Origin of the sequence: Nocardia sp. CC201C, assembly GCF_030010695.1 — a bacterium.
Lineage (GTDB): Bacteria > Actinomycetota > Actinomycetes > Mycobacteriales > Mycobacteriaceae > Nocardia > Nocardia otitidiscaviarum.
Genome location: NZ_JASCXP010000250.1, coordinates 1 through 10696, shown reverse-complemented (window position 1 = coordinate 10696; position 10696 = coordinate 1). Strand labels below are relative to the sequence as shown.

General features: G+C 68.5%; 9 protein-coding genes and 1 pseudogene. 7 read left to right on the top strand and 3 right to left on the bottom strand.

The genetic code is table 11. The annotated features are described in order from the left end of the window. Window positions 1–1210, bottom strand: a pseudogene (locus tag QK444_RS23525) (hypothetical protein); the annotation flags it as partial. A gap of 53 nt (window positions 1211–1263) precedes the next feature. Between QK444_RS23525 and QK444_RS23520 the strand changes: the two are divergent. The 5 genes from QK444_RS23520 to QK444_RS23500 all read left to right on the top strand — a co-directional run bounded on the left by QK444_RS23520 (window position 1264) and on the right by QK444_RS23500 (window position 6429). Further along, window positions 1264–2421 (top strand): pyridoxal phosphate-dependent aminotransferase, encoded by a 1158-nt coding sequence (locus tag QK444_RS23520; protein WP_282783734.1) that lies wholly within the window; start codon window positions 1264–1266, stop codon window positions 2419–2421. 243 nt (window positions 2422–2664) lie between these two features. Continuing rightward, complete coding sequence (locus QK444_RS23515) at window positions 2665–3276, top strand: TetR family transcriptional regulator (RefSeq protein ID WP_029926424.1); 612 nt, start codon at window positions 2665–2667, stop codon at window positions 3274–3276. A gap of 164 nt (window positions 3277–3440) precedes the next feature. Then, window positions 3441–4862 (top strand): adenylosuccinate lyase, encoded by a 1422-nt coding sequence (gene purB, locus QK444_RS23510; RefSeq protein ID WP_282783731.1) that lies wholly within the window; start codon window positions 3441–3443, stop codon window positions 4860–4862. A gap of 44 nt (window positions 4863–4906) precedes the next feature. Continuing rightward, window positions 4907–5332, top strand: a complete 426-nt coding sequence (locus QK444_RS23505) for an HIT domain-containing protein (protein WP_282783729.1) — start codon at window positions 4907–4909, stop codon at window positions 5330–5332. A 137-nt stretch (window positions 5333–5469) separates the two neighbouring features. Further along, window positions 5470–6429 carry an alpha/beta hydrolase family protein gene (locus QK444_RS23500; RefSeq protein ID WP_282783727.1) on the top strand — a complete coding sequence of 320 codons (960 nt, stop codon included), beginning with the start codon at window positions 5470–5472 and terminating at the stop codon, window positions 6427–6429. Between the two features lie 12 nt (window positions 6430–6441). On the opposite strand, the gene QK444_RS23495 is transcribed toward QK444_RS23500, so the two are convergent. Further along, a complete protein-coding gene (locus QK444_RS23495; protein ID WP_029926432.1) occupies window positions 6442–6657 on the bottom strand; it encodes a DUF397 domain-containing protein in 216 nt (71 codons plus the stop codon). A gap of 419 nt (window positions 6658–7076) precedes the next feature. Here QK444_RS23495 and QK444_RS23490 point away from each other — a divergent pair, with 419 nt between their 5' ends. After that, window positions 7077–9236, top strand: coding sequence for a S9 family peptidase (locus QK444_RS23490; RefSeq protein ID WP_282783725.1), 2160 nt, complete (start codon window positions 7077–7079; stop codon window positions 9234–9236). A 135-nt stretch (window positions 9237–9371) separates the two neighbouring features. Here QK444_RS23490 and QK444_RS23485 read toward each other — a convergent pair whose 3' ends face one another. Beyond that, window positions 9372–9569, bottom strand: coding sequence for a hypothetical protein (locus tag QK444_RS23485; RefSeq protein ID WP_282783723.1), 198 nt, complete (start codon window positions 9567–9569; stop codon window positions 9372–9374). 9 nt (window positions 9570–9578) lie between these two features. Here QK444_RS23485 and QK444_RS23480 point away from each other — a divergent pair, with 9 nt between their 5' ends. Beyond that, window positions 9579–10679 carry an APC family permease gene (locus QK444_RS23480; RefSeq protein ID WP_282783721.1) on the top strand — a complete coding sequence of 367 codons (1101 nt, stop codon included), beginning with the start codon at window positions 9579–9581 and terminating at the stop codon, window positions 10677–10679. The last annotated feature ends 17 nt before the right edge of the window (window positions 10680–10696 follow it).

Below are 10696 nucleotides of genomic sequence, written 5' to 3'. Positions count from 1 at the left end.
CGATGGCGTCGAGGTAGCGCTTGGTCGACGCCGCCGGAGCCGCCACCTGGAGCGGATAGGCCGTCGGAACCCGCAGCGCCACCCCGGGCTCGGCCGGTGCGTCCACCGGAATGATCGCCAGCGGACTGTCGGCCCCCGCGAACACCAGCACCGCCGCCATCCCCGCCAGCAGATACCGATGCGCCCCCGCCCCCGCCCGCACCACCGGCGCCTGCCGCCGCGCCTGCGCCCGCACCCGAGGCCCGAACTCCCGCATCTCTTCGCGGCTCTTGGGCATCGCCCGCCACAGCCGTGCGCTCTCGGCCCGCATCCGCGCGCCGACGGCTCCGGGCACGCGCCCTTCGTCGTGGCGAGCACTCGTCACCCGCGCAACGTCCGCCGCCACCCGATCCGCGACGCGTCGCCACGCGGCCGCACCCCGCGCATCCGCGCGACCTCCCGGGGCACGCCGCGCCACCTCAGCGCGCAGCCCCGGTACGAACCGACCACCCCGGAACTCCGCGAGCCGACCCCCCTGAGAGAGCTCGTCTCCGGTTGCGGTGTCGTTCCCGGCTGTCGTGTCACCTTCGGCTGTCGCGGAGACCGCCGTGCCGCCGGTTCGTGTGTCGCTCCCCGCTGCCGTTGCCGCGTCGTCATCGGCCGCTGCGCTGTCTCCGGTCTCCGCGCCGTTCCCGGCAGCCGCGGGGACCGTCGCGACACCGGTACGCCTTTCGCTTTTCGCTGTTGTCGGGGTGCCGCTGGTGTAAGCCGCGACGGCCGACCGGGGATCGACCGCTGTCGCCCGTGCCTCGATGCCCGCCTCGGCCCCCGGACCTTCGGCTTCCACATCGGCATCCTCCGATGTGCTACCGGTGGTGGGCAGCTCAGCCGTGCGCACCAGCGCGTTGTGGGTCGAGGGAACGCGATTGGTCGTGGGCGGGGGTTCCGCCGCATCGGCCTGGCGACCGGTGCCGCCTGCGGATGTGGGCTGGGCGATGCCGTCGCGTGGATCGAGGCCGTTGTCATCGCGGGGTGCGCTGTTGTCCGTGTCCACGGGTGCGGGACGGTCGTCCGCACGGGTGACGTGGTTCGTCGCCGTGCGCTCGGCGCCGACCACGGCGTCACCCCGCCCGGGGCGAGGTTCGCCGGGCTCGGCGGTGTCCGCTGCGACGGGCGTTGTGACCTCCTGGTCGATGTGGTGTCCCCCCGACACGGTGTTCTGCTCAGCCATTCCGGCGGGGATTGCGGGACCGACGGGGGAGCGGGTGCTCTACCGTCTGTCGAGTGCGTATCGAATCTCGCCGGTCGACCATTCCACCTTTCTACGTGATGGACGTCTGGAAAGCAGCAGCGGAGCGGGCCCGGACACACGGGGATGTGCTGGTGCTGGCGGCGGGGCAGCCGTCCACCCCGGCGCCGCGGCCGGTGCTGCGGGCCACCAAGGCGGCCATGGAACGTGAGTTGCTCGGCTACACCGAGACATTCGGCATCCTGACGCTGCGCGAGGCCATCGCGGGCCATCATCGGGACACCTACGGGGTGGACGCGACGGCCGAGGACGTGGTGGTGACGACCGGATCGTCGGGTGCGTTCACGCTCATCTTCCTGGCGGCCTTCGACGCGGGCGACACCGTGGTGGTGGCGCGGCCGGGCTATCCGGCCTACCGCAACACCCTCACCGCGCTGGGGTGCGAGGTGGTGGAGTTGGACTGCGGTCCCGAGACCCGGTTCCAGCCGACCGTGGCCATGGTGGAGGCGCTGCCGCAGCCCCCGGCGGGCCTGATCGTGGCCAGTCCGGCCAATCCGACCGGCACCATGATCGACGCGGCGGAGCTGGCCGCGCTGGCCCGCTGGTGCGACGAGCACGGCACGCTGCTCATCTCCGACGAGATCTACCACGGCATCGTCTACGCCGACACCGAGCCGACCGCCTCGGCCTGGGAGACCTCCCGGAATTCGGTGGTCATCGGCTCGGTGTCGAAGTACTTCTCCATGACCGGCTGGCGGCTGGGCTGGATGCTCGCGCCCGCGCACCTGCGCCCGGCGCTGCAGCGGCTGGCCTCGAATATGACCGTCTGTCCGCCCGCCATCTCCCAGTACGCGGCGGTGCACGCCTTCGGCGCGGAGGCCAAGGCCGAACTCGACGGGCATGTCCGCCGCTACGCGGAGAATCGTCGGCTACTGCTGGAGGGGCTGCCGAAACTCGGCATCACCGACCTGGCTCCGGCCGACGGCGCGTTCTACGCCTACGCCGATATCGCACACCTCACCGACGACTCCATGGCGTGGTGCACCGAGGTGCTGAACCGCACCGGTGTGGCCCTCGCCCCGGGAATCGATTTCGACACCCGTAACGGTCTGCACACGGTGCGATTCTCCTTCGCCGGAGCCACGGCCGATATCGAAGAGGCGTTGGCGCGATTGGAAACCCATCTGAGCTGACGCGCGGCCGGGCGGAGTGATGCCGTGAGTTTGCCGGAGCGATCCCGACCGGTCCGGCGAGCGGAGCCGAGCGGCGATGTCCCGCAAAGACTTTCCGGACTCGCCCCCCATCCTTCGCCGATGCGGTACAACCGTTGTAATGCGAATTCCGCACGGCTCGTCGGCAGCCCATCCGAACTGGAAAACACACAGATCGCACCCATTTGGCACAGATGAACCGATGATGACTGGCACGATGACGTGGTGATCACCGCGACGACTCCGAAAGGCGAACGGCGTCGCCAAGCGCTGGTTGCAGCTGCCGCCGAGTTGCTACTCGAGGGTGGGTTCGAAGCGGTACGACACCGCTCGGTTGCGACGCGCGCGGATCTGCCGCTCGCCTCGACGACGTATTACTTCGAATCCCTCGAGGATCTGATCGCGCGCGCGGTCGAGTTCTCCGGCAATGCCGAACTCGAGAACATGCGCCGCCGTGTCGGTGAGGTGACCCACCGCCGCCGCGGCGCGGAGGCCACCGTCGAGCTGATCCTCGACCTGCTGGTGTGCCCGGACGGGCAGGACCAGGACGCGGAATCGCGCGGCCAGCTGATCGCCCGCTACGAGCGATCGGTCGCCTCCGCCCGCCACCCGGAGCTACGCGAGGTACAGCTCCGACTACGCGCGCAGCTCGACGAGCTGCTCGCCGACGTGCTGCGGCGGTCCGATCGGGTGGTGCGGGCCGAACAGATACGACGGCTGGTGTCGGTGGTCGACGGCGCGGTGGTGACGGCGCTCGGCGAACTCGACCCGCAACCTCGGCGGGCGGCCCGGGGAGCGCTGCTGGAACTCATCGACATCGTCGCGCCGCCGGTGTGACGCGGAATCAGGGCTCGGCGTGCCCGGTGAGACGGCGGCTCCACCGCGCGGGCGAGCCGGAGCCCGATGGCGACCGGCGTGCGCATCGGTGAGATCGCGGGGTCGGATCGCGCGGGTGAGCCGGGGTTCGGCAGCCGCCACCGAGCTAACTAGACTCACTCGACGTGAGTCTTGTCCCGAACGTCCTCGCCACCCGCTACGCCAGCCCCGAGTTGGTGCACCTGTGGTCGCCCGAGAACAAGATCGTGCTCGAGCGGCGGCTCTGGCTGGAGGTGCTGCGCGCCCAGGCCGAACTGGGCGTGGACGTTCCGGCCGGAGTGGTCGAGGACTACGAGCGGGTCGTCGACCGGGTCGATCTGAAGTCCATCGCCGAGCGTGAACGCGTCACCCGCCACGACGTGAAGGCCCGCATCGAGGAATTCAACGCCCTGGCCGGGCACGAGCACGTGCACAAGGGCATGACCTCGCGCGACCTCACCGAGAATGTCGAGCAGTTGCAGATCCGGCTGTCGCTCGAGCACGTGTACGCGCACGGCGTGGCCGTCGCGGCGCGGCTGGCCGAGCGGGCCGCGCAGTACCAGCCGCTGGTGATGGCGGGCCGCTCGCACAATGTGGCGGCCCAGGCCACCACGCTCGGCAAGCGCTTCGCCTCCGCCGCCGACGAACTGCTCATCGCGCTCACCCGCCTGCGCGAGCTGATCGACCGGTACCCGCTGCGCGGCATCAAGGGCCCGATGGGCACCGCCCAGGACATGCTGGACCTGCTCGGCGGCGATGCCGCGAAACTGGCGCAGCTGGAGCAGAAGGTGGCGCGCCACCTCGGCTTCGCCACCGTGTTCACCAGTGTCGGCCAGATCTACCCGCGCTCGCTCGACCACGATGTGCTCTCGGCGCTGGTACAGGTCGGCGCGGGGCCGTCGTCGTTCGCGCACACCATTCGCCTGATGGCCGGGCACGAACTGGTCACCGAGGGCTTCCAGCCCGGTCAGGTCGGTTCGTCGGCCATGCCGCACAAGATGAACACCCGCTCCTGCGAGCGGGTCAACGGCCTGCAGGTGGTGCTGCGCGGCTACGGCTCCATGGCGGCCGAGATGGCGGGTGCGCAGTGGAACGAGGGTGATGTGTTCTGCTCGGTCATCCGCCGGGTCGCGCTGCCGGACGCCTTCTTCGCCATCGACGGCATGATGGAGACCTTCCTGACGGTGCTGACCGAATTCGGCGCGTACCCGGCGGTCGTCGAACGCGAACTCGAGCGCTACCTGCCGTTCCTGGCCACCACCCGCATTCTGATGGCGGCGGTGCGGGCCGGGGTGGGCCGGGAGGCCGCACACGAGGTCATCAAGGAGCACGCCGTCGCGGTGGCGCTGGCCATGCGCGAGCAGGGCCGCGAACCCGACCTGCTGGATCGCCTGGCCGCGGACGACCGGATGCCCCTGGACCGCGCCGCCCTGGACGCGGCGCTCGCGGATCGCACCGCCTTCATCGGTGCGGCCGAGGCGCAGACGGCGGACGTCATCGCCCAGGTGCAGAAGCTGGTCGACGCCCACCCCGAGGCGGCGCGCTACACGCCGTCGCCGATTCTCTAAGCGAGAGAACGTATTCGGTAGGCAATGGTTCTAGGCTGCCGGGCATGAATCCGTACACGATCTTCTCCGATATCGTCGCCGGCCGCGCACCCTCGTCCCAGGTGTACTCCGACGACGATGTGTTGGCGTTCATGGACATTCGGCCGTTCACTCCGGGACATCTGCTGGTGATCCCGAAGGTTCCGGCCAAGAGTCTGGCGGAGTTGGATCCGGCGGTCGGCGGGAAGCTGTTTCAGGTCGGCCAGCGTCTCGCCGCGGCGCTGCGGGAGTCGGAGGTCGGCTGCGACGGGGTGAATTTCTTCCTCGCGGACGGCGTGACGGCGGGGCAGGAGGTGTTCCATGTGCATCTGCATGTGATTCCCCGCACGCCGGGCGACGGATTCGGGTTGCGCGGGCGGCCGACGACGCCGCAGCGTGCGGATCTGGACTACCTCGCGGGCTCGATTCGGGGCGCGCTGGATCGGCTGTAAGCCATAGCCGGACGGCATTACCACATGCATACCATGTGGTTTGCCAAAGACACGCCGTATCGCTGTTCTCACCCCTCGGTGCATCCGTATGGGTAACGTGTAACCCCTCTTGTGGTGGGCTTGACGGAGGTGGGGATATGTATCGTAGAGCCGTTGCGGCAGCCGTTCTTTCGGTCGCCATCGGTTTGCTCAGTCCGGTGCTGGCCGAACCGGCAACCGCGAGCGCGGCACAGGTCGTCCGGATCGACGACCTCGGTCCCACGCGCTCGGCGATCTTCATCCGGTCCGCCGCCATGAACCGTGAGATCCAGGTGCAGGTCCTGCACCCGGCGGGCGGCGGCTCCCGGCCCTCCTACTATCTGCTCGACGGCCTGGATCCCGGTGCGGCACAGAGCACTTGGACCAACGCCACCGACGCGGAACCGTTCTTCCGCGGCAAGAACGTCAATGTCGTGCTGCCGATGGGCGGCCAGGCCAGCTACTACACCGACTGGATCGCCGACGACCCGAAGTTTGGCCGGTACCGCTGGGAAACCTTCCTCACCGAGGAACTGCCGCCGATCATCGACAGCCATTTCGCGGGCAATGGCGTCAACGCCATCGGCGGCCTGTCCATGGGCGGCAACGCGGCCTTCATGCTGGCGACGCGGCGGCCGGACCTGTATCGCGCGGTGGCGGGCTACAGCGCCTGCCCGGACACCTCCATCGCCCAGGGCGCGATGCTGTTCTCCATCGCCAATCGCGGCGGCAATCCGTTCAATATGTGGGGTCCGGTCTCGAGCCCCGCGTGGGCGGAACACAATCCGGCGCTGCTGGCGGACCGGTTGCGGGGCAAGACCATCTACCTGTCCACCGGCACCGGGCTGCCCGGTCCGCACGAACTCGAGATCAAACCCCAGCTGCCGGAGAACATCTTCTTCGGCGGACCCATCGAATTCGGCGTGAACGCCTGCGTGACCGCGTTCGAGGGTCGGCTGCGGGAGCTGGGCATTCCGGCCCGTGTCGACTACAGCCCGGTCGGGACGCACTCCTGGTCGTACTGGAAGGACACGTTGCACTCCTCGTGGCCGACCATCGCCGCGGCGATCGGAGCCTGATCCACCCGGATATCAGTTTCGGGGGCGGTTGAATTCACCGTCCTTGGCACCGGCCACGAAGGCCGCCCACTCGCCCGGGGTGAAGATGAGCACGGGGCCGTCCGGGTCGGCGGAATTGCGCAATCCGATATTTCCGCTGGCCAGGAAGGCGACCTCGACACCGTCGCCGGTGTCGGTGCTGCGCCGCCATACGGCATCGGGCTCGATCTCGCGGTTCTTGGCTTCCACTCGGACTCCTGTGCGTGGTGGTACCGGACGGTGATTTGGGTCGCACTCATACTGCCAGGGTTTGCCGGTTGCTCGGATCGGATATTCCATCTTGTGTCGGCAGGAAGGAGGTATGGTGCGCACGCCATGGTCCCCTCAGCGAGCAGCCCCCATCTCCGATAGTTGTGAGGTAGTGCCCGGTCGCTTCACCATCGAATTGGCACAGAGCATTCTGCGAATCCATCGAACGTGCCCGACCGATCAATGCGCACGACGCAAGGCGGCGGTCTTCTACCTCTACGAGCAGAATCGCCATCTGGCCGGTAACGGCCGTCGTCGGCTGCGCTAGCCGTCGGCACTCCGGGTCCGAGCCGTCGTGGCCTGAGCGCGACGGCCGGGTGCGCGCCGGGCGGACGGAGTTGCGCACTACGGTGGATCGCATGGCTCTGGACAGTGGTAGCGCAGCGACGACCTCCGAATCCGTGGTGACCGCGCCGATCGCGAAGCGGGTTCCGGCGGAGCGCGTCCATCACGGTGATGTGTTCACCGACGAGTACGAATGGTTGCGGGACAAGGAGAATCCCGAGGTCATCGCGTACCTGGAGGCGGAGAACGCCTATACCGACGCGCAGACGGCGCAGTTGGGGCCGCTGCGGGAGAAGATCTTCGACGAGATCAAGTCGCGTACCCAGGAGACAGATCTGTCGGTGCCGACGCGCATGGGCGACTGGTGGTACTACTCGCGCAGTTTCGAGGGCAAACAGTACGGCGTGCACTGCCGCTGCCCGATCGGCGACCGGGACGACTGGACCCCGCCGCGACTCGAGGTCGATACCGAGGTCCCGGGCGAGCAGGTGCTGCTGGACAGCAATGAACTGGCCGAGGGGCACGACTTCTTCGCCCTCGGCGCGTTCTCCATCAGCCACGCGGGCGATCTGCTGGCCTACTCCGTCGACACCGTCGGCGACGAGCGCTACGTGCTGCGCTTCAAGAATCTGGAGACCGGCGAGGCGCTGGCCGATGAGATTCCGGGCACCGCGCCCGGCGCGACCTGGTCGCTGGACGGCACCCACGTCTTCTACCAGACCGTCGACGAGTCCTGGCGGCCCGACACCGTGTGGCGGCACCGCCTGGGCACCGCCCAGGACGCCGATGTCAAGGTCTTCCACGAGCCCGACGAGCGCTACTGGGTCAGCATCGGCGCCACCCGCTCGGAGAAGTACCTCGTCATCTGGGTCGGCTCCAAGATCACCACCGAGGGCTGGATCCTGGAGTCCGACCAGCCCGAGGGCGAGTTCCGGGTGCTCATGCCGCGCCGCGAGGGCGTGGAGTACTCGGCCGAGCACGCCGTCATCGGTGGCGCGGACCGGCTGCTCATCCTGCACAACGATGTCGTCGACGGCGTGAAGGCGGAGAATTTCGTACTCGCCGAGGCCCCGGTCGACGATCCCGCGAATCAGCGCATCCTCATCGGCCACCGCGACGATGTGCGGCTCGAGGATGTCGACGCCTTCTCCGACAAACTGGTGCTGTCCTACCGCCGTGAGGCGCTGCCGCGCGTCGCGGTCTGGCCGCTGACCGCCGACGGCTACGGCGAACTCGCCGAGATCCAGTTCGGCCTGGAGCTGTTCGCCGCCGGGCTGGGCTCCAATCCCGAGTGGGAGCAGCCGACCCTGCGCATGGGGGTCACCTCCTTCATCACGCCGATGCGGATCTTCGACTACGTGCCGGCCACCGGGGAGATGCTGCTGCGCAAGGAACAGCCGGTGCTCGGCGACTTCCAGGCCGATGACTACGAGCAGCATCGGGTGTGGGCGGTGGCGTCGGACGGCACCCGCATTCCGGTGTCCATCGTCAAGCGCAAGGATCTCGGCGACGGCCCGAAACCGCTGCTGCTCTACGGTTACGGCTCCTACGAGGCCAGCATCGATCCGGGCTTCTCGGTGGCGCGACTGTCGCTGCTGGATCGCGGCATGGTGTTCGCGGTCGCGCATGTGCGCGGCGGCGGTGAGATGGGCCGGCTGTGGTACGAGCACGGCAAGACGCTCACCAAGAAGAACACCTTCACCGATTTCGTCTCCTGCGCACGGCATCTCGTGGAGACCGGTATCACCGCGCCCGACCGCATGATCGCCGACGGCGGCAGCGCGGGCGGCCTGCTGGTGGGCGCGGTGGCCAATCTCGCGCCCGAGCTGTTCGCGGGCATCCTGGCCAACGTCCCCTTCGTGGACCCGCTGACCTCCATTCTCGACCCCTCGCTCCCGCTCACCGTGATCGAATGGGACGAGTGGGGAAATCCCTTGGCGGACAAAGAGGTCTACGAGTACATGAAGTCGTACTCGCCGTACGAGAACGTGGCGGCGATGGACTATCCGGCCATCCTGGCCATCACCAGCCTCAACGACACCCGCGTGCTCTACGTGGAACCGGCCAAGTGGGTCGCGAAACTGCGCGCCACCAAGACCGGCGACAGCCAACTGCTGCTCAAGACCGAGATGACCGCCGGACACGGCGGCGTCTCCGGCCGCTACGAGAAGTGGAAGGAAGTCGCGTTCGAGTTCGCCTGGGTGCTGGAGAAGGTCGGCCTGGCCGACCGCTGACCCGCACCGCCCGCGGGTGCGGTGGCCGGTCGCGCCGCCGCACCCGCCCGGTACCAGTGGGTTCCGGCTACTGCTTCGAGCCGGACCCGCGGGACGTTCGGCATCGGCGTGCCCGCCCGGCGACGGCGCGTTCCGCTATCGCGTCGAGCCGGACCCACGGGTATTCGACGTCGGCACCGCCGCCGTGGCCGAGTGGGTGAAGCCGCCCACGTCCGCCCGGGTGAGCGGGGTGGATCGGGGATTCTCGCGCAGTTGGGCGATGCCGCGCTCCAGATCGGCGAGCAGCAGGTCGATCATGTCGACGCTGAAGCCGTGGCGCAGCACCGCGCGCATGATGGTCTCGTGCTGGCGGTCGGCGGGCGGCGGGTCGCCTACATCATCGACCCGTCGCTGGCCGCCAACGGCGGGTACGCGGCCATCGTGATCATCACCATCTACTGGGCGGCGGTGTACATCTCCTCGCAGGGCACCAAAACCGTAGCGGGACTGTCGAGTGCGGGACTGGTCATCGGCACGCTGATACCCGGCGCGCTGCTGGTGGCGCTCGGCTTCGTCTTCCTGGCGCAGGGCAACCAACCGGCCGCGCCCATGGACGCCGGACATCTACTCCCGGCCTGGACCGGGCTGGCCAGCCGGGTGCTCATCATCAACAACTTCCTGTCCTACGCGGGCATGGAGATGAACGCCGTGCACGTGTCCTCGCTGAAGAATCCCGACAAGGAGTACCCGCGGGCCATGGCGCTGGCCGTACTGCTGGCGCTGGCCATCTTCATCGTTCCGGCCGTCGTGATCAGCTGGGTGGTGCCGTCGAAGAACCTCAGCCTCACCGCGGGCGTCATGCAGGCGTTCGACGGATTCTTCAACCACTTCCACATCGGTTTCCTGACGCCGATTCTCGGCGTCATGCTGGTGGCGGCGGCGCTGGGCGGCATGCTCACCTGGCTGGCCGGGCCGTCCAAGGGACTGCTGCTGATCGGGCGCAGGGAAGGGTTTCTGCCGCCGGTGCTCACCCGCGTGAACAAGCATGGGGTGCAACAGAACATGCTCGTCGTACAGGGGGTGGTGACCACGCTGCTGGCCTTGCTCTACGCCTTCATCCCCGACGTGTCCAGCGCCTACTGGATCCTGTCGGTGATCACCACGCAGGTGTACCTGATCATGTACGTGGCCGCGGTGCGCCTGCGCCGCGACCAGCCCGATCATCCGCGCGGATACCGCGCCCCCATGTTGGTCGCGCTGTGCGGCGTCGGCATCGCCTCCTCGCTCGCGGCCTTCCTCATCGGATTCGTCCCGCCCTCGGAGTACGGCAGCGGCAGTCCGCTGGGCTACGTGCTGCTCGTCGGGCTCGGCGCGGGCATCGTCGGGCTGGTGGTCCCGTACCTGTTCCTGCGTCTGCGCAAGCCTGCCTGGAAGATCGACGACCCACAGGAGGCGTTGGCATGAGCGAAGTCGAATGGCCG